Raw genomic sequence first — 18,748 nt, forward strand, 5'->3', positions numbered from 1 at the left:
TGATCGCGGAAACGGTCTATTCCTGATTGAACCTGTTTTAAGCACGCTATTCGGGGTGACAATGACTGTCAAAGTAAGTATTGCCATGGTGTCAATCCTTCGCGATGGCCTCGTCAACGGCGTGGGCGTGAAGTACAAACGTCTGGCGGATGCAGTCGCGCAAGCCATCGATGAGGGCGTCATCGATGCGGGATGCAAGTTGCCGCCGCACCGTTTGCTGGCGGACAGCCTGGGGGTGACCATCGGCACCATCAGCCGTGCCTACGGTGAACTTGAGCGTGTCGGATTGGTGGTGGCTCGCGTAGGAGATGGCACCTATGTGTGTCAGCGCGGGATGGAGCGGCCGCAGGACAAAGGCTTTCGCAATGTCAGTGATGAGCCGTCAGCCTGTTTCGACATGAGCCGCAATCAACCGATTCCAGCGCAAGAAGCGGCGTTCATGAGCCAGAGCCTGCAGGAGCTGGCCAGCGATCCGCGGGTGTTGCAGCAATTGACCGGGTACACCGCTGAAGGTGGGCTGGCACGGCACCGATTGGCGGGTGCGGTCTGGCTGCAGCACGAGGCGTTTGTGCCGCACGTCGATCAGGTGTTGTGCGTCAACGGTGGCCAGCATGGTCTGTTGTGCGCACTGATGGGCCTGCTCAAGGCCGGCGACACGGTGGTCACCGAGCATTTGTCCTACCCCGGATTGATTGGCGTCGCACGCCAGCTCGGGATAAAGCTCATTGGCGCGGCGATGGACGACGAAGGGCTTTTACCGTCGGCGCTGGAGGACATTTGCCGTCAGCATCGTGTTTCAGCGCTGTATTGCACCCCAACGATCCAGAATCCTACAGCCGCTGTGATGTCGATCCCACGGCGCGAGGCGCTCGCCGAGCTCTGTCGCCAGCACAACTTGTTGATCATCGAAGATGAAGCCCACGCTGTGCTGGATCGCCAGCGCCCGTTGCCGCTCAGTTATTTTGCGCCGGAGCGTTCAGTGCTGATCGGCAGTTTGAGCAAGGCTGTTTCAGCGGGTTTGCGCGTTGGTTATCTGCACGCGCCGCAAGCGTTGATCGGGCGTTTGAGTGCCGCCATCCGCGCCACCTGCTGGATGGCCAATCCGTTATCGATGGAAGTGGCGAGCCTGTGGATCGAAAGCGGCATGGCCGAGCGTTTGCTGGACGAGCAGATCAGCGAGATCGCTCGGCGCAAAGCGTTGGTGGCGCCTGTTCTGCAGGGTTTGAATTACAAGACTCACCCTTACAGTCCGCATTTCTGGGTGGAGGTGCCTGAGCTGTGGCGGGCGTCGCAGATTGCGGCGGAGTTGAAGGAAAACAACTATCTGGTAGCCACCGCCGAGGTGTTTGCGGTCGGGCATTCAGCGGTGCCGCAGTTCATTCGGGTAAGTGTGTGTAATGCGGTGGGGGATGATCGGTTGTTGCTGGCAGGTTTTGAAGCTCTGGCCAAGGCATTAACAGACACCGTGTAATCGTTCTTCGCGAGCAGGCTCGCTCCCACATTCGACCGCATTTCAACGGGATAAACGCGATCAAACTGTGGGAGCGAGCCTGCTCGCGAAAGCGTCAGCCCAGACACCACAAATCTATTTGAACCGCCGCTCCACACCTTTCTCCACCAGAATCTTCGCCGAAATCTCTTCCACCGAAAAATGGGTGGAGTTGATGTTGGGGATGTTTTCGCGGCGGAACAGATTCTCCACTTCACGCACTTCGAATTCGCACTGGGCGTAGCTCGAATAGCGGCTGTTGGGCTTGCGCTCGTTGCGGATCGCGGTGAGGCGGTCCGGGTCGATGGTCAGGCCGAACAGCTTGTGCTGATGCGCGCGCAGGGCAGTAGGCAGGGTCAGACGCTCCATGTCGTCTTCGGTCAGCGGATAGTTGGCCGCGCGGATGCCGAACTGCATGGCCATGTACAGACACGTCGGCGTTTTGCCGCATCGCGACACGCCCACTAGTATCAAATCGGCTTTGTCGTAATAGTGCGTGCGCGCGCCGTCGTCGTTGTCGAGGGCAAAGTTAACCGCCTCGATGCGCTCCATGTAATTGGAGTTGTGCCCGATCGAATGGGATTTGCCGACGGTATAGGAAGAATGCTCGGTCAGTTCCTGCTCCAGTGGGGCGAGGAAGGTCGAGAAAATGTCGATCATGAAACCATTGGACGTTGCGAGAATCTCACGGATGTCCTGATTGACGATGGTGTCGAAGATGATCGGACGGAAGCCGTCGGTTTCAGCGGCTTTGTTGATTTGTTGTACCATGGCTCGCGCTTTATCCACGCTGTCGATGTACGGTCGCGTGAATTTGCTGAAGGTAATGTTTTCGAACTGCGCCAGGAGGCTTTGACCCAGGGTTTCGGCAGTGATGCCGGTGCCATCGGAGATGAAGAAAGCAGATCGTTTCATTTGCACCTTGGGCCTTAAGCTAGTCATCAATCTTGGATATGATAGGCGCGATTTGCCGGCCGCCAATGGCCAGCATTCTCACTTATTTTCCAGGTCCAGGCCATACAACCGGCCAAGGCTCCCCCGGGCCGCCGGTTTCTGAGCTTTTCCAACACAGTTAGTGGAGAGATCACCTTGGTAGAGTACGTAGTTTCCCTCGATAAGCTCGGCAAACACGATGTTGAGCATGTGGGGGGCAAGAACGCATCCCTGGGCGAGATGATCAGTAACCTGGCAGGCGCCGGTGTTTCGGTCCCCGGCGGCTTCGCCACGACGGCTCAGGCCTATCGTGATTTCCTCGAACTGAGCGGCCTCAACGACCAGATCCACCAGGCCCTCGACGCGCTCGACGTCGACGACGTCAACGCCCTGGCCAAGACCGGCGCGCAGATCCGTCAATGGATCATGGAAGCCGAATTCCCCGAAAAACTGAATGCCGAGATCCGCACCGCGTTCGCCGCGCTGTCGGCCGGCAACCCTGACGTGGCCGTGGCCGTGCGTTCTTCCGCTACCGCCGAAGACCTGCCGGACGCCTCCTTCGCCGGTCAGCAGGAAACCTTCCTGAACATCCGTGGTGTGGAAAACGTTATCCGCGCCGCCAAAGAGGTGTTCGCTTCGCTGTTCAACGACCGTGCGATTTCCTACCGCGTGCACCAGGGCTTCGACCACAAACTGGTCGCCCTGTCGGCTGGCGTGCAGCGCATGGTGCGTTCGGAAACCGGCACTGCCGGCGTGATGTTCACCCTCGATACCGAATCCGGTTTCCGTGACGTGGTGTTCATCACCGGCGCTTACGGTCTGGGCGAAACCGTTGTACAAGGCGCGGTCAACCCGGATGAGTTCTACGTCCACAAGGGCACGCTGGAGGCCGGTCGTCCGGCGATTCTGCGTCGTAACCTGGGCAGCAAAGCCATCAAGATGATCTACGGCGACGAGGCCAAGGCCGGTCGTTCGGTCAAGACTGTCGATGTCGACAAGGCTGATCGTGCACGTTTCTGCCTGAGCGACGCTGAAGTCAGCGAGCTGGCCAAGCAAGCGATGATCATCGAAAAGCATTACGGCTGCCCGATGGACATCGAGTGGGCCAAGGACGGTGACGACGGCAAGCTGTACATCGTGCAGGCCCGTCCGGAAACCGTGAAAAGCCGCACCCAGGCCAACGTCATGGAACGTTACCTGCTGAAAGAAACCGGCACCGTGCTGGTGGAAGGTCGTGCGATTGGCCAGCGCATCGGCGCCGGTAAAGTGCGCATCATCAAGGACGTCTCCGAGATGGACAAAGTCCAGCCGGGCGACGTGCTGGTTTCCGACATGACCGACCCGGACTGGGAACCGGTCATGAAGCGCGCCAGCGCCATCGTCACTAACCGTGGCGGTCGTACCTGCCACGCAGCGATCATCGCTCGCGAGCTGGGTATTCCGGCTGTGGTTGGTTGCGGCAACGCCACCCAACTGCTGAAGGATGGCCAGGGCGTGACCGTGTCTTGCGCCGAAGGCGACACCGGTTACATCTTCGAAGGCGAGCTGGGTTTCGACATCAAGAAGAACTCCGTCGACGCCATGCCGGAGCTGCCGTTCAAGATCATGATGAACGTCGGCAACCCGGACCGCGCCTTCGACTTCGCGCAGTTGCCGAACGCCGGTGTCGGCCTGGCCCGTCTGGAATTCATCATCAACCGCATGATTGGCGTACACCCGAAAGCGCTGTTGAACTACGACGGTCTGCCGCAGGAAATCAAGGAAAGCGTCGACAAGCGTATCGCTGGTTACGACGATCCGGTCGGTTTCTATGTCGAGAAACTGGTTGAAGGCATCAGCACCCTCGCTGCCGCGTTTGCACCGAAGAAAGTCATCGTGCGTCTGTCGGACTTCAAGTCCAACGAATACGCCAACCTGATCGGCGGCAAGCTCTACGAGCCGGAAGAAGAAAACCCGATGCTGGGCTTCCGTGGCGCTTCGCGTTACATCAGCGAATCGTTCCGCGACTGCTTCGAGCTTGAATGCCGCGCGCTGAAGCGTGTGCGCAACGAAATGGGCCTGACCAACGTCGAAATCATGGTGCCGTTCGTCCGTACCCTCGGCGAAGCCAGCCAAGTGGTGGATCTGCTCGCCGAAAACGGCTTGAAGCGCGGCGAGAACGGTCTGCGCGTGATCATGATGTGCGAATTGCCATCCAACGCGATCCTTGCTGAAGAATTCCTCGAATTCTTCGACGGTTTCTCGATCGGTTCCAACGACCTGACTCAGCTCACGCTGGGCCTGGATCGCGATTCCGGTATCATCGCGCACCTGTTCGACGAGCGTAATCCGGCGGTCAAGAAGCTCTTGGCCAACGCGATTGCCGCGTGCAACAAGGCCGGCAAGTACATCGGTATCTGCGGTCAGGGTCCATCCGACCACCCGGATCTGGCCAAGTGGCTGATGGAGCAGGGCATCGAAAGCGTGTCGCTGAACCCGGACACCGTGCTGGAAACCTGGTTCTTCCTGGCGGAAGGCCAAGCGCCGGCCTGATAAGTATGTGAACGGCCCGTTCCCTGTGGGAACGAGCCTGCTCGCGAAGACGGAGCAACATCCGCCATGGATATTGGCTGACACTCCGCTTTCGCGAGCAGGCTCGCTTCCACAGGAGGCGGGTTTTGAGATTCAAGTAGGGCGGGCTCCTGTAGATGCCGCCCTTTTTTGTGCAAGAGCATTATGCAAAGCAGCAGTGACCTATTTCCTGTCGCCCTGATCAGCGCCGAACGGCGCGGCGATCTGAGCGAAGACGTGTATCGCCTGAAACCCGGCAACAGCCCCGACTGGTCCGTGGAAATCGCTGTGACCCGGTTGGGCATGGCCGATGACTCGGCGCCTCGCGGTGTGCCGGTGATTTTGCTGCACGGCAGTTTTTCCAATCGACGTTTCTGGTTTTCACCGAAAGGCCTGGGCCTGGGCGCGTATCTGACGCGACTTGGGTTCGACGTGTGGATTCCGGAGATGCGCGGTCACGGTTTGTCGCAGCGCAACGAGGAATACCGGCGCAACCGTGTCGCCGACTACGCCCGTTACGATCTGCCGGCGATTGCCGCGTTCGTGCGTGAGCAGAGCGGGCAGATTCCGCACTGGATCGGCCATTCGCTGGGCGGCATCACCCTGGCGGCGGCACTCGGTGGCGAATATCTTGGCGAGCCGGCGGTGGCTTCGGCGGCATTTTTCGGCACCCAGGTCAGCCGTACTTACTGGCCGCTGAAAATCCCGCCGGTCGAGTGGAGCGGGCGCTTTATTCTCAAGCGCTTTGCGCAATTGTCGGGTTCGCGGCTTAAACGAGGCCCGGAAGATGAACCGATCGGCCTGGCGCTGGAAAGCATGCGCTGGTACGGCTTGTTCGGCCGTTTTGGTGATAAGGACAAGGATTGGTGGGCGGGTCTGGCCGACGTCAAGGTGCCGGTGCTGGCAGTGACGGCGGCGGGGGATCATCAGGATCCGGCCTGGGCCTGTCGCAAACTGTTCGAACAGATCGGCTCCGAGCACAAGCAATTCGTCAATCTGGGGCGCGAGCAGGGTTTCACCGATAATTTCGGTCATGTTGAAATGTTGGTGAGCAAAGCGGCGCAGAATGAAGTGTGGCCGTTGGTAGCGCGCTGGTTGAACGATCAGCAAACGCCGTTACTGGGCGAGAAGCCTGATCTGGCTGCTGCGGTCTGAGACGGGGCTGGGTAAAGGGCATTTCGTTCAGGTCGGCTTGCGGCTAAGATATGACGAATTGTGCGGTTCTGGTCATATTCGGTGGCAGTTTAGCGATTACGTTTCAGCGTTTGTTCAGGTCCATTCAGCGAACATTCAATGAGCTAAGGTAAACAGCGACCACCGGAGCTCGTCTCTTCAGAACGCGGCATCCTTGATCGTCTTGCTTTTTACAGGAGTTTTTCGATGAACCATTACCTTACGCCTGACCTGTGCGACGCCTATCCGGAGCTGGTGCAGGTGCTGGAACCGATGTTCAGCAATTTCGGTGGCCGTGATTCATTCGGCGGCGAAATCGTGACCATCAAATGCTTCGAAGACAACTCGCTGGTCAAGGAACAAGCCGAACTCAAAGGCAACGGCAAGGTGCTGGTGGTTGATGGCGGCGGTTCGCTGCGACGTGCATTGCTGGGCGACATGATCGCCGAGAAAGCCGCTAAAAACGGTTGGGAAGGGCTGGTGATCTACGGCTGCATCCGTGACGTCGACGTCATTGCCCAGACCGATCTGGGCGTGCAGGCGCTGGCCAGCCACCCGATGAAAACCGAAAAACGCGGCATTGGTGACCTCAACGTCGCGGTGACGTTTGCCGGCGTGACGTTCCACCCGGGCCACTACATTTATGCGGACAATAACGGCGTGATCGTCTCGCCGAGCCCGCTGAAAATGCCTGAATAAGATTTTCGACAAAGGGATGCGGATGTTCGAGGAAGAAAACGCGCAATGGGGGCTGGTGCATGCCCTGGTGCTGGACGGTAAAGGCGGTGCGCGTTCGATAGCCCGGACTGAGCTCGACGATTTGCAGCTGCAGGCCCATGAAAGCCTGTGGCTGCATTGGGATCGCAGCCATCCGCAAACCCAGACCTGGCTGCGCAAATCCAGCGGCCTAAATGAATTCACCTGCGACTTGCTGCTGGAAGAGAACACTCGACCGCGCCTGTTGCCGTTGCCCGATTCCGAATTGCTGTTGTTCTTGCGCGGCGTCAATCTCAACCCGGGTGCCGAGCCGGAAGACATGGTCTCGGTGCGGATTTTCGCTTCCGCCCCGCGGGTGATTTCCCTGCGTTTGCGTCCTTTGCGTGCCACTGATGAATTGTTGGTGCAATTGGCGGACGGCAAAGGCCCGAAAACGGCTTCTGAACTCATTCTTTATCTGGCGCAGTTCCTCACCAACAAGGTGCAGGATCTGGTCACCTGCCTCTCGGAAATCGCCGATGAGGAAGAAGAAAAGATGGATGCCGACGAACGGTATACCCCCGAGCATGGTGCCATTTTGCACATCCGGCGCAGGGCCGCTGGGTTGAAGCGTTTTCTTGCGCCGCAGCGGGATATTTTCGGACAACTGACGCGGATAAAACTGCCTTGGTTTGTCGATGGCGATGCCGATTACTGGAACGAATTGAACAACAGCCTGACCCGCTATCTCGAAGAGCTCGAATTGACCCGGGAGCGCGTGGGGCTTGTGCTGGAGGCGGAAGACCGGCGTTTGAGCGAGCGCATGAATCGCACGATGTACCGCTTCGGGATCATCACCTGCATCTTTTTGCCGATGAGTTTCATCACCGGTCTGCTGGGCATCAACGTTGGCGGAATTCCATTCTCCAGCAGCCCTTATGGCTTCCTGATCGCCTGCTTGACGGTGCTCGCTCTGGCCTTCGGTCAGTGGTGGTTATTCCGTCGTTTGCGCTGGGTCTGAAAATGGCGCATGTGACCCGACCAAATCTGCCCGCGTCTTTCACAGACATCACGAGAGGTGCGTATGCACGATCCGTTTGAACAGTCTTTGCGCGACATGCTCAACGCTTCGCCGTCCAGCCGCGACGACGATGCCTGTCTGGGCCGCGTACTCAAAACCGCCAACCGCCAGGTTGGCGCCGGTGATCTGTTCAGCCTGCTGGGCCGCTGGCTGCCCGCGCTGATGATCGCCCTGAATAACGGCTCGGCCCATGTCTCGCCGGTTTCCCGTCTTCGTAAACCTACCGCTCGCACTGCTGATAAGGCTGATTGAATATGGAACTCGACCTCTGGACTCAGAGCCTCGTCACTGCAATGACTGCGTTGTGGACCAAAGTAGCCAACTTCATTCCGAACCTGTTCGGCGCACTGGTCGTGCTGCTGTTGGGTTTCGTCGTGGCCAAGCTGCTCGATACCTTGCTCTCCAAACTGCTCGCCAAACTCGGCCTCGATCGCCTGATGGGTGGCACCGGCCTGACCAAATTAATGTCGCGGGCCGGCCTGCAAGTGCCGATCTCGACCCTTATCGGCAAAATCGTCTACTGGTTCGTTCTGCTGATCTTTCTGGTTTCGGCAGCAGAATCCCTTGGCCTTGAGCGAGTTTCAGCTACGCTGGATATGTTGGCGCTCTATTTGCCGAAAGTATTCGGCGCGGCGCTGGTGTTGCTGGTGGGTGTATTGCTTGCGCAATTGGCCAACGGGCTGGTGCGCGGGGCGGCAGAAGGTGTGGGCCTGGACTACGCTTCGGGGCTTGGGCGAATTGCCCAGGGGCTGGTGATCATCATCAGCATCTCGGTCGCGATCAGTCAGCTAGAGGTCAAGACCGACCTGCTGAACCATGTGATTGTCATCGTTTTGATTACCGTTGGTCTGGCGGTTGCGCTGGCCATGGGTTTGGGAAGCCGGGAAATTGCCGGTCAGATTCTTGCGGGAATCTATGTGCGTGAGTTGTATCAGGTTGGGCAACAAGTGCGTGTTGGCGAGGTCGAAGGGCAGATCGAGGAGATCGGCACGGTGAAAACCACATTGCTGACCGATGAGGGTGAGCTAGTCTCTCTTTCCAATCGGATCCTGCTGGAACAGCATGTGAGTAGCCGCTAATCCGGCAAACCCTGCTAATGTATGCCGCCGCGAAATGCCAGCTGATGCTGGTCGCGGTGGACATTGACCTGACTGTCGGCACGACTTGTTTTGAATAAAGCCCAAACGCTATCCACGCGCTACGACCCCCGCGAGCTCTCTGATGAGGAGTTGGTCGCGCGCTCGCATACCGAGCTGTTTCACGTAACGCGCGCCTATGAAGAACTGATGCGGCGTTACCAGCGAACATTATTTAACGTTTGTGCGAGATATCTTGGGAACGATCGCGACGCAGACGATGTCTGTCAGGAAGTCATGTTGAAGGTGCTGTATGGCCTGAAGAACTTCGAGGGGAAATCGAAGTTCAAAACGTGGCTCTACAGCATCACGTACAACGAATGTATTACGCAGTATCGGAAGGAACGGCGAAAGCGTCGCTTGATGGACGCATTGAGTCTTGACCCCCTCGAGGAAGCGTCCGAAGAAAAGGCGCCGAAACCCGAGGAGAAGGGCGGGCTTGATCGCTGGCTGGTGTATGTGAACCCGATTGACCGTGAAATTCTGGTGCTACGATTTGTCGCAGAGCTGGAATTTCAGGAGATCGCAGACATCATGCACATGGGTTTGAGTGCGACAAAAATGCGTTACAAACGTGCTCTAGATAAATTGCGTGAGAAATTTGCAGGCATTGCTGAAACTTAGTTCAGCGCAAATATCTCTTACGTGTAGGCAAGTTCTGATAGACTTGCCGCCGAGTTGTCCCCCGGTTTGCGGGACTGCTTCACAATCACCAGATGGGGATTTAACGGATGAAACTGAAAAACACCTTGGGCTTGGCCATTGGTTCTCTGATTGCCGCCACTTCGTTCGGCGCTCTGGCACAAGGCCAAGGCGCAGTTGAAATCGAAGGCTTCGCAAAGAAAGAACAATTCGACAGCGCTCGTAACTTCAAGAACAACGGCAACCTGTTCGGCGGCTCGATCGGTTACTTCCTGACCGACGACGTTGAACTGCGTCTGGGCTACGACGAAGTGCACAACGTACGTGCCGATGATGGCAAGAACGTAAAAGGCGCTAACACCGCTCTGGACGCTCTGTACCACTTCAACAACCCAGGCGACATGCTGCGTCCATACGTCTCGGCCGGTTTCTCCGACCAGAGCATCGACCAGAACGGTTCGAACGGTCGTAACCGTTCTACCTTCGCTAACGTTGGTGGCGGTGCCAAGCTGTACTTCACCGAGAACTTCTACGCTCGTGCCGGCGTTGAAGCTCAGTACAACATCGACCAGGGCGACACCGAGTGGGCTCCTAGCGTTGGTATCGGTGTGAACTTCGGTGGCGGCTCCAAGCCTGCTGCTGCTCCAGTTCCAGCACCAGCTGAAGTCTGCTCCGACAGCGACAACGATGGCGTTTGCGACAACGTTGACAAGTGCCCGGACACCCCAGCCAACGTAACTGTTGACGCTGACGGCTGCCCAGCAGTTGCTGAAGTTGTTCGTGTTGAGCTGGACGTTAAGTTCGACTTCGACAAGTCGGTTGTGAAGCCAAACAGCTACGGCGACATCAAGAACCTGGCTGACTTCATGAAGCAGTACCCATCCACCACCACTACTGTTGAAGGTCACACTGACTCCGTCGGTCCTGACGCTTACAACCAGAAACTGTCCGAGCGTCGTGCAAACGCCGTTAAGCAAGTTCTGACCAACCAGTACGGTGTTGAATCGTCCCGCGTTCAGTCTGTTGGCTACGGCGAATCCCGCCCAGTTGCTGACAACAAAACTGACGCTGGCCGCGCTGTAAACCGTCGCGTAGAAGCGCAGGTTGAAGCTCAAGCTAAGTAATTAGCTGCCGCTCTGAGAAAAGCCCGGCTTAGGCCGGGCTTTTCTTTGCCTGCGATTTGGCTTTGCAGCTTTAAAAGATCGCAGCCTTCGGCAGCTCCTACATGAAATCTGCATACGTCCTGTAATTGTATGGACTCGCCCAAGCCGAGGCGTCTGTGCGCCACGGTGGCATTCTTATAGAAGCCAACGACAGCGAGGGCGAGGCCATGAAAAAGCATACGACGAATAATCAGTCTTTGTCAGCCGACGTGTCGGCATGCTCCACAGTCGCAGTGGATCTTGCCAAAAGGGTTTTCCAGGTGGCAGGGGAAGATGCCCTCGGCCTGCTGATATTCGAGGAGAGAATCAAGTCACGCGAAGCCTTTCAGGTATTTCTCCGTGAGCTTCCTCCGAGCGTGACGGTGTTGGTGGAAACCGGGCCCGGTGCTCAAGCATGGGCGCGGTTGCTGCAAATGCAGGGTAATCCCGTTCGCATCCTGCCCGCTCAACTGGTCGCCAGCCACCGCAGCGGCCCGAAAAATGATCGCAACGATGCTTTGGCTATCTTGCGTGCCGGCCGCGACTGCAAAATCTCGGCGGTGCCGATCAAGAGCGCGGCCGCGATGGCGATGCAGGCTCTACACCGGGCGCGTCAGGGATATGTGCGGCGGCGCACTGCGGTCGGCAATCAAATGCGCGGTTTACTGCTCGAACATGGAGTGGCCATGGCACAGGGCGAAATTGCGATCAGCCAGCTGGTGCCTCGAATACTGGAAGATGCCACCCAACCGCTGCCTGATTTGTTGCGTGAACTGATTGCTGAATTGCTGGGCGAATGGAGTCAATTGGGCGATCGCGTCAACGTGCTGACCGGCCGGCTGGAAATGGCAGCGAAAGAAGACGAGACGGCGAAGCGGCTGATGACGGTGCGCGGTGTTGGCCCGATCATCGCCACGGCGCTGATCGCCAAGCAGACCGAGCCTGAACGGTTCGCCAACGCTCGCTTGTTCGCCGCCTATTTCGGGTTGGTGCCCAGCCAGCACAGTTCTGGCGAGAAGACCCGACTGGGCAAGATGAGCAAGCATGGTGATGCGTATTTGCGCAGTCTGACGATCCAGGGCGCTCATGCTGTTTTAAGGCAACTGCGGCCTGATTCACAGCAGCCGGACGATCAGCGGCTGCAACGCTGGATCAACCGCTTGGGTCGCAAGGAAGCTGCGGTGCGATTGGCTAATCGCAACCTTCGGATTTTGTGGGTGCTGCTGCAAAACGATCAAACATATCGTCGCCAGCCGGGCAACGGCCAGGAGGCGACGATGAGTCACTGATAAAAGAGTTCTGCCACCGAGGCGCTAAGCCGCTTCAACCCCTGCTAAGAACATTGACCCCAGGTCAGACCGTCGCGAATTGATGCCTGAGCTCCTACTGGCCCTTGAGGCCTTACTGTAATCGGCATATCGCGAGCTTACCCAATGTTGGCCAGAAGCCGGTTAACGCTTCCTCGAATAGGCCTTATACATAGATGCAACCGGGTAGCAGTGTTCAAAAGCGGGTTGAATGGTGGGGCGAGTCCATACATAGGAGCTGCCGCAGGCTGCGATCTTTTGATCTTCACCAGCAGCCGCCACCGCACCAATCACCAGAATCGCCGGGCTCTTCAATCCGAAAATTCCTGCGTCATCGCTCATGCTCATCAGATCACTGCGGCATTCGCGCTGCTCTGGCAACGAGGCATTCTCGATCATCGCCACCGGCGTATCTGCGGCCATCCCGCCCGCCAACAACTGATCGCGAATCTCGCCCAGCTTGGCCACGCCCATATAAACCACCAGCGTCGTCCCGCCCTGCGCCAGCGCCTGCCAGTTCAATTGGCTGTCATCCTGCGTGTGCGCGGTCACCAGGGTCACGCCGCGTGCCACACCGCGCAACGTCAGCGGAATATCGCACTGCGTCGCCCCAGCGAGCCCAGCGGTGATGCCATTGACCAACTCCACCTCAACGCCACGTTCACGCAACCACTGTGCCTCTTCACCGCCACGGCCGAAAATGCATGGATCGCCACCCTTGAGCCGCACCACACACTTGCCGTGGCGGGCATAGCGCAGCATCAGCCGATGGATGAACGCCTGCGGTGTCGAACGGCAACCACCGCGTTTACCCACGGCAATGATTCGCGCGCCAGGGCAATGTTCCAGCACCGCGTCGTTGACCAGATCATCGATCAGCACCACATCGGCCTCGCGCAACGCACGCACCGCTTTTAGGGTCAGCAATTCGGGATCACCAGGACCTGCACCCACCAGCCAGACTTTTGCGTTCATGGTGTTTTCCTCATCAGATGACGGCGACCGGCTGCACATCGGCAGCCAGCAAGCGTTTTATTTCCGGGACACAGGAGCCGCATTGCGTGCCGCAGCCCAAATTGTTTTTCAAACCTTGCAGATCCAGACCCTGGCGAATGCCGGCGCAGATCGCGTTGAGGCTGACGTTCTTGCAGTTGCACAGGGTTTTATCCGCAGCAATTTGCGCCCCGGCACTGCCCGGCGGCGCACTCATCGGTGCCAGCAACCAGCGCCGCAGTTGTTCGTCTGCACGACCTTCCAGCCACAACCCCTGTAGCCAATGCTGGGCAAGGGTTTCACCGGCCAGGCGGATCGCGGTGATGCGGCCGTTTTCAATACGCACGCGTTTGCCAATGGCCCGGCGCGGATCGTCGTAGGCCAAAACCGGGCCGTCGATCAGCGACAAGCAATGATCGATTTCACTGAGCAATTGCGCATCCGGTGCCTCTCTGTTGGCAGCGCGTATCAGCAATGCCGATCGTTCACGTCCGACAAGGCTGAGACTCACGTAGGAAAATGCCTCACAGAGCGGTCGTAGGGCCTCGAAATGCCGTTGAACATCACCCTCGATGAGTGCGAAAAGCTGCCACGGCAGATTGACCGGCTCCAGGCGCACGCCGCTGTGTTTCAGTTCCGGTTGTTTCGACAATGGATCGAGGGCCGGCAGGGTCAGGCTGTTTACGCCGCCCTTGAGAAAGCGGTCCCCCCAGTGCATCGGCAGAAACGCTTGTCCCGGACGTACGCTGTCGTCGCTGCCAACCGCGACGATCACTGCGCCGCGACGACTTTTAAGGTTGACCAGATCTCCCGGCTGCAAACGATGCCGACGCATTTCGTCTGGATGCAGGCTCAACACCGCTTCGCTGACATGCCCGAACAGTTGCGCCGCCGTACCGGTGCGGCTCATACCGTGCCATTGATCGCGCAAGCGGCCAGTGATCAATGTCAGCGGAAAGCGTGCATCACGCTGTTCTTTGGCGGCGCGGTAAGGTTCGGCAATGAAATGAGCGCGTCCGTTGGCGGTTGGGAAAATCCCGTCTTCGTACAGTCGTGGTGTTCCTTGTCGTGCGCCGACAGGGAAGGGCCATTGCTGCGGTCCGATCTCGTCGATCAGCGCATGACTGATCCCGGACATATCCAGATCGCGGCCATGCGTCAGCCCTTTGAATTCATCGAACAACTGCGCGGGCTGAGTGAACGTGAACAGGCTTGGCCCGGCGGGGCGCAGACGTTTCTCCAGGCGTTGTGCGAAATCTACCGTGATCGCCCAGTCCGGCCGCGCTTCGCCCGGTGGGAGAATGGCTTTGCGTACGTGGGAAATGCGTCGCTCGGAGTTGGTCACCGAGCCTTCCTTCTCGCCCCAACTGGCGGCAGGTAGCAGGAGATCGACGAATGCTGCGGTTTCGGTGGTGCGAAAGGCTTCTTGCAGAACCACAAACGGGCAAGCTTCCAGCGCCGCGCGCACCGCACTCTGATCCGGCATCGATTGCGCAGGGTTGGTGCAGGCAATCCACAACGCCTTGATCTTGCCGCTGCGCACTTGCTCGAACAGTTCGATGGCGCTGAGACCAGTGCTTTCCGGCAGTTGATCCACACCCCAATAAGCCGCCACTTCGGCGCGGTGTTCAGGGTTGGCCGCGTCACGATGACCCGGCAACAGGTTCGACAAACTGCCAGTTTCCCGTCCACCCATGGCATTTGGCTGACCGGTGAGAGAGAAAGGTCCTGCACCCGGACGGCCAATTTGCCCGGTGGCCAAGTGCAGATTGATCAGCGCGCTGTTCTTCGCACTGCCAGCCGTGGACTGGTTCAGCCCCATGCACCACAGCGACAGAAAACCTGGCGAAGTGCCCACCCATTCAGCGCACTGCTGCAATTGCTCAACGCTGATGCCACACAACTGCGAAACCATTTGTGGGGTGTAATCACGCACCAGACTTTTCAGTTCAGCGAGGCCATCGGTGTGCGCCTTGACGAAGTCGCGATCAATCCAGTCTTCCCACAACAACAGATGCAAAATCCCATGGAACAAGGCGACGTCGGTGCCGGGCAGAATCGCCAGATGCAAATCGGCGAGGTCGCAGGTGTCGGTGCGCCGTGGATCAATGACGATGACTTTCATCTGCGGGCGGCGGGATTTTGCCTCTTCCAGCCGACGGAAAAGTACCGGGTGGGCGTAGGCCATGTTACTGCCGACAATCATCACGCAATCGCTGAGTTCCAGATCCTCATAACTGCAAGGCGGGGCGTCGGCACCTAGGCTGCGCTTGTAGCCGACCACGGCTGAGGACATGCACAGGCGAGAGTTGCTATCGATGTTGTTGGTGCCGACCAGCGCCCGCGCCAGTTTGTTGAAGGCGTAGTAGTCCTCGGTCAGCAACTGCCCGGAAATATAGAACGCCACACTGTCCGGGCCATGCTCGGCGATGGTCTCGGCGAACACGTTGGCGGCGTGTTCCAATGCGGTGTCCCAGTCCGTGCGGCTGCGGGCCAGGCCTTTGCCCAGGCGCAGTTCCGGGTACAGCGCGCGAGCCGCGAGGTCGCCGGTCAGGTGCAGGGTCGAGCCTTTGCTGCACAGTTTGCCGAAGTTGGCCGGGTGCGCCGGATCGCCGCTGACGCCGAGGATGCGCTCGCCGTCATGCTCGATCAGCACGCCGCAGCCGACCCCGCAATAACAGCAGGTCGAGGCGGTCGTCTGGCGGTTCATCAGATGGCGTCCCGCAGGGCCAGTTGCACACGACCGTTTTCGACCCGCGCCGGGTGATGGTGCGCGCAACCGATGTCCGGCGCCTGAGCTTCGCCGGATTCGAGGTCGATTTGCCAGTTGTGCAGCGGGCAGGCGACGCGTTTGCCGTAGATCAACCCTTGTGACAGTGGTCCGCCCTTGTGTGGGCAGCGGTCGTCGAGGGCGAAAACTTCGTCGTCGCTTGTACGAAAAATCGCGATGTCACCTTTCGGTCCGGCAATGATCCGCGAACCGAGGGTATTGATCTCGTCGAGGGCACAGATATCGAGCCAGTTCATGCAGGCACCTCCAGATTTTTCACCGGGATTACGTCGAATTCTTTCTTCAGTTGCGGCTGCGCCAGGCGTTCTTTCCACGGGTCTTGCTCGAACGACAGGGAGAATTGCAGGCGCTCGTTCAGGGCTTTGCGGCGCTCGGGATCTTCCAGCACGGCTTTCTTGATGTGTTCCATGCCGACCCTTTGCAGGTAGTGCACGGTGCGTTCGAGGTAGAAGGCTTCTTCGCGATACAGCTGCAGGAAGGCGCCGTTGTATTCGCGGACTTCTTCGGCGGTTTTCAGCTTGACGAAGAATTCGGCGACTTCGGTTTTGATCCCGCCGTTGCCGCCGATGTACATCTCCCAGCCGGAGTCGACGCCGATGATTCCTACGTCTTTGATTCCTGCTTCCGAGCAGTTGCGTGGGCATCCGGAGACCGCGAGTTTCACTTTGTGCGGCGACCACATGTTGAACAGGTCGTGCTCGAGTTCGATGCCCAGTTGTGTCGAGTTCTGCGTGCCGAAGCGGCAGAACTCGCTGCCGACGCAGGTTTTCACCGTGCGGATGGATTTGCCGTAGGCGTGGCCGGAGGGCATGTCGAGATCCTTCCAGACGCCGGGCAGATCCTGCTTCTTGATGCCGAGCAAATCGATACGCTGGCCGCCGGTGACCTTGACCATCGGCACCTGATACTTGTCAGCCACATCGGCAATTCGCCGCAGTTCCGAAGGGTTGGTCACGCCGCCCCACATGCGGGGTACCACCGAATAGGTACCGTCCTTCTGAATGTTGGCGTGCGCACGCTCGTTGATCAGGCGCGATTGCGGGTCGTCCTTGGCTTCGCCGGGCCAGGTGGAAATCAGGTAATAGTTGAGGGCAGGGCGGCACGTTGCGCAGCCGTTCGGCGTGCGCCAGTTGAGGTAGCTCATGGTGCCGGCGATGGTCAGCAGATGCTGTTCGCGAATCGCTTGGCGAATCTGCCCGTGGTTGAGATCGCTGCATCCGCAGATGGCTTTTTCGCTTTTCGGTTTGACGTCGGCCGCGCCGCCAACGGTGTTGATCAGGATCTGTTCGACCAGCCCGGCACAGGAACCGCAGGAGCTGGCAGCCTTGGTGTGTTTCTTCACCTCATCGACGCTGAACAGGCCGTGTTCCTGAATCGCTTTGACGATGGTGCCTTTGCACACGCCGTTGCAGCCGCAGACTTCGGCGGTGTCGGCCATGACCATGGCTTTGTCCTGGCCCTGATGTCCTACGTCGCCCAAAGCGTTTTCGCCAAACATCAGGTGATCGCGGATCTCGCCGATGGCGTGATTCTCACGAATCTGGCGGAAATACCAACCGCCATCTGCCGTATCGCCGTACAGACAGGCGCCGACCAGCACGTCATCCTTGATCACCAGTTTTTTATACACGCCGCCGATCGGGTCGGAGAGGGTGATGGTCTCGGTGCCTTCGCCGCCCATGAAGTCGCCAGCGGAAAACAGGTCGATGCCGGTGACTTTCAATTTGGTCGACGTCACTGAGCCCTGATAACGGGCGAAACCCAATTGTGCGAGGTGGTTGGCGCAAACCTTGGCCTGTTCGAACAGCGGCGCGACCAGACCGTAGGCAATCCCGCGATGGCTGGCGCACTCGCCGATCGCGTAGATGCGCGGATCGTAGGTTTGCAGGGTGTCGTTGACCAGGATCCCGCGATTGCACGGGATGCCAGCCTTTTCCGCCAGTTCGGTGTTGGGGCGAATGCCGGCCGCCATCACCACCAGATCAGCGGGAATGATGTCGCCGTTCTTGAATTGCACCGAGCCAACCCGGCCATTGCCGGCATCGTGCAGGGCCTGGGTCTGTTCGCACAGACGGAAGTGCAGGCCACGGGATTCGAGGGCGCTTTGCAGCAGTTGACCGCTGGTTTTGTCCAGTTGCCGTTCCAGCAGCCATTCGCCGATGTGCACCACGGTGACGTGCATGCCGCGCAGCATCAGGCCATTGGCGGCTTCGAGACCGAGCAGACCGCCACCGATGACCACCGCGTGTTTGTGGGTTTTGGCGGTGTCGATCATCGCTTGGGTGTCGGCGATGTCGCGGTAACCGATCACCCCGTGCAAGGTGTTGCCGGGGATCGGCAGGATGAACGGCGTCGAACCGGTGGCGATCAGCAGGCGATCGTATTCGGCTTCGGTGCCGTCCTCGGCGATCACCCGGCGTTTGACCCGGTCGATCTCCACCACTTTGCGGTTGAGCAGCAACTTGATGTGGTTTTCCAGGTACCAGTCGAGGTCGTTGAGCACGATCTCCTCGAAGGTCTGCTCACCGGCCAGCACCGGTGAGAGCAGGATGCGGTTGTAGTTGGTGTGCGGTTCGGCGCCGAAGACGGTGATGTCGTACAGCTCGTTGCTCAGCTTGAGCAGTTCTTCGAGGGTGCGGACTCCGGCCATGCCATTGCCGATCATCACCAGTTTGAGTTTTTTCATCAGGTTCTCCGGGGAGCTGCGGCTGGCCTCTTATGGGCAGTCAGGCCTTGCTCGAGAAATTTTGCGCAAACAAAAAAAGGCGTCCCGCTAGTTGCCTAGCGAGGACGCCTTTGTCCTGGTCCCGTTCTC

The 18,748-nt window shown here is 58.7% G+C and carries 15 protein-coding genes; 10 read left to right on the top strand and 5 right to left on the bottom strand.

The features are described from left to right. The first annotated feature begins 61 nt into the window (after positions 1–61). A complete protein-coding gene (locus AB4N44_RS26490) occupies positions 62–1,471 on the top strand; it encodes an aminotransferase-like domain-containing protein (protein WP_460111414.1) in 1,410 nt (469 codons plus the stop codon). 114 nt (positions 1,472–1,585) lie between these two features. On the opposite strand, the gene ppsR is transcribed toward AB4N44_RS26490, so the two are convergent. Then, positions 1,586–2,404, bottom strand: coding sequence for a posphoenolpyruvate synthetase regulatory kinase/phosphorylase PpsR (gene ppsR, locus AB4N44_RS26495; protein WP_007916411.1), 819 nt, complete (start codon positions 2,402–2,404; stop codon positions 1,586–1,588). A 174-nt stretch (positions 2,405–2,578) separates the two neighbouring features. On the opposite strand from ppsR, the gene ppsA reads away from it, so the two are divergent. The 9 genes from ppsA to AB4N44_RS26540 all read left to right on the top strand — a co-directional run bounded on the left by ppsA (position 2,579) and on the right by AB4N44_RS26540 (position 12,131). Further along, entirely contained in the window at positions 2,579–4,954 is a 2,376-nt protein-coding gene (gene ppsA, locus AB4N44_RS26500; protein ID WP_127926486.1) for a phosphoenolpyruvate synthase, read from the top strand. 183 nt (positions 4,955–5,137) lie between these two features. Then, positions 5,138–6,127, top strand: a complete 990-nt coding sequence (locus tag AB4N44_RS26505) for an alpha/beta fold hydrolase (RefSeq protein ID WP_150751637.1) — start codon at positions 5,138–5,140, stop codon at positions 6,125–6,127. A 225-nt stretch (positions 6,128–6,352) separates the two neighbouring features. Continuing rightward, a complete protein-coding gene (rraA, locus tag AB4N44_RS26510; RefSeq protein WP_160038931.1) occupies positions 6,353–6,844 on the top strand; it encodes a ribonuclease E activity regulator RraA in 492 nt (163 codons plus the stop codon). Between the two features lie 22 nt (positions 6,845–6,866). Further along, positions 6,867–7,862, top strand: a complete 996-nt coding sequence (locus tag AB4N44_RS26515) for a zinc transporter ZntB (RefSeq protein ID WP_460111411.1) — start codon at positions 6,867–6,869, stop codon at positions 7,860–7,862. Between the two features lie 63 nt (positions 7,863–7,925). Continuing rightward, positions 7,926–8,174: a hypothetical protein gene (locus AB4N44_RS26520; protein ID WP_008076827.1), complete on the top strand. Its 249-nt coding sequence runs from the start codon at positions 7,926–7,928 to the stop codon at positions 8,172–8,174. 2 nt (positions 8,175–8,176) lie between these two features. Continuing rightward, positions 8,177–9,001: a mechanosensitive ion channel family protein gene (locus AB4N44_RS26525; protein ID WP_007916401.1), complete on the top strand. Its 825-nt coding sequence runs from the start codon at positions 8,177–8,179 to the stop codon at positions 8,999–9,001. Positions 9,002–9,091: 90 nt separating this feature from the next. Further along, a complete protein-coding gene (sigX, locus tag AB4N44_RS26530; RefSeq protein WP_011333251.1) occupies positions 9,092–9,682 on the top strand; it encodes an RNA polymerase sigma factor SigX in 591 nt (196 codons plus the stop codon). A gap of 107 nt (positions 9,683–9,789) precedes the next feature. Continuing rightward, entirely contained in the window at positions 9,790–10,824 is a 1,035-nt protein-coding gene (locus AB4N44_RS26535; protein ID WP_126361745.1) for an OmpA family protein, read from the top strand. Between the two features lie 248 nt (positions 10,825–11,072). Then, positions 11,073–12,131 carry an IS110 family RNA-guided transposase gene (locus AB4N44_RS26540; RefSeq protein ID WP_150774724.1) on the top strand — a complete coding sequence of 353 codons (1,059 nt, stop codon included), beginning with the start codon at positions 11,073–11,075 and terminating at the stop codon, positions 12,129–12,131. A gap of 162 nt (positions 12,132–12,293) precedes the next feature. Here AB4N44_RS26540 and cobA read toward each other — a convergent pair whose 3' ends face one another. From cobA to nirB, 4 genes are read right to left on the bottom strand one after another with little or no spacing between them, the layout of a single operon-like run. Further along, positions 12,294–13,124 (bottom strand): uroporphyrinogen-III C-methyltransferase, encoded by an 831-nt coding sequence (gene cobA / locus AB4N44_RS26545; protein WP_460111409.1) that lies wholly within the window; start codon positions 13,122–13,124, stop codon positions 12,294–12,296. A gap of 13 nt (positions 13,125–13,137) precedes the next feature. Then, a complete protein-coding gene (locus tag AB4N44_RS26550) occupies positions 13,138–15,852 on the bottom strand; it encodes a nitrate reductase (protein WP_160038936.1) in 2,715 nt (904 codons plus the stop codon). Beyond that, on the bottom strand, positions 15,852–16,169 hold the full coding sequence (gene nirD, locus AB4N44_RS26555; protein WP_095120050.1) for a nitrite reductase small subunit NirD: 318 nt from the start codon (positions 16,167–16,169) through the stop codon (positions 15,852–15,854). The genes AB4N44_RS26550 and nirD overlap by 1 nt, the downstream gene beginning before the upstream one ends. Next, complete coding sequence (nirB, locus tag AB4N44_RS26560; protein ID WP_127926492.1) at positions 16,166–18,619, bottom strand: nitrite reductase large subunit NirB; 2,454 nt, start codon at positions 18,617–18,619, stop codon at positions 16,166–16,168. Before nirB ends, nirD begins: the two co-directional genes overlap by 4 nt. Positions 18,620–18,748: the final 129 nt, after the last annotated feature.

This window comes from Pseudomonas sp. S3_C06 (assembly GCF_054667675.1).

Excerpts from the sequence above, each read along its gene's own strand:
- AB4N44_RS26505 (WP_150751637.1), top strand. The coding sequence starts at position 5,138 with ATGCAAAGCAGCAGTGACCTATTTCCTGTCGCCCTGATCAGCGCCGAA.
- cobA (WP_460111409.1), bottom strand. The coding sequence starts at position 13,124 with ATGAACGCAAAAGTCTGGCTGGTGGGTGCAGGTCCTGGTGATCCCGAA.
- nirB (WP_127926492.1), bottom strand. The coding sequence starts at position 18,619 with ATGAAAAAACTCAAACTGGTGATGATCGGCAATGGCATGGCCGGAGTC.
- rraA (WP_160038931.1), top strand. The coding sequence starts at position 6,353 with ATGAACCATTACCTTACGCCTGACCTGTGCGACGCCTATCCGGAGCTG.
- AB4N44_RS26520 (WP_008076827.1), top strand. The coding sequence starts at position 7,926 with ATGCACGATCCGTTTGAACAGTCTTTGCGCGACATGCTCAACGCTTCG.
- AB4N44_RS26535 (WP_126361745.1), top strand. The coding sequence starts at position 9,790 with ATGAAACTGAAAAACACCTTGGGCTTGGCCATTGGTTCTCTGATTGCC.
- AB4N44_RS26525 (WP_007916401.1), top strand. The coding sequence starts at position 8,177 with ATGGAACTCGACCTCTGGACTCAGAGCCTCGTCACTGCAATGACTGCG.
- AB4N44_RS26490 (WP_460111414.1), top strand. The coding sequence starts at position 62 with ATGACTGTCAAAGTAAGTATTGCCATGGTGTCAATCCTTCGCGATGGC.
- nirD (WP_095120050.1), bottom strand. The coding sequence starts at position 16,169 with ATGAACTGGCTCGATATCTGTGCCCTCGACGAGATCAATACCCTCGGT.
- AB4N44_RS26550 (WP_160038936.1), bottom strand. The coding sequence starts at position 15,852 with ATGAACCGCCAGACGACCGCCTCGACCTGCTGTTATTGCGGGGTCGGC.
- AB4N44_RS26515 (WP_460111411.1), top strand. The coding sequence starts at position 6,867 with ATGTTCGAGGAAGAAAACGCGCAATGGGGGCTGGTGCATGCCCTGGTG.
- ppsR (WP_007916411.1), bottom strand. The coding sequence starts at position 2,404 with ATGAAACGATCTGCTTTCTTCATCTCCGATGGCACCGGCATCACTGCC.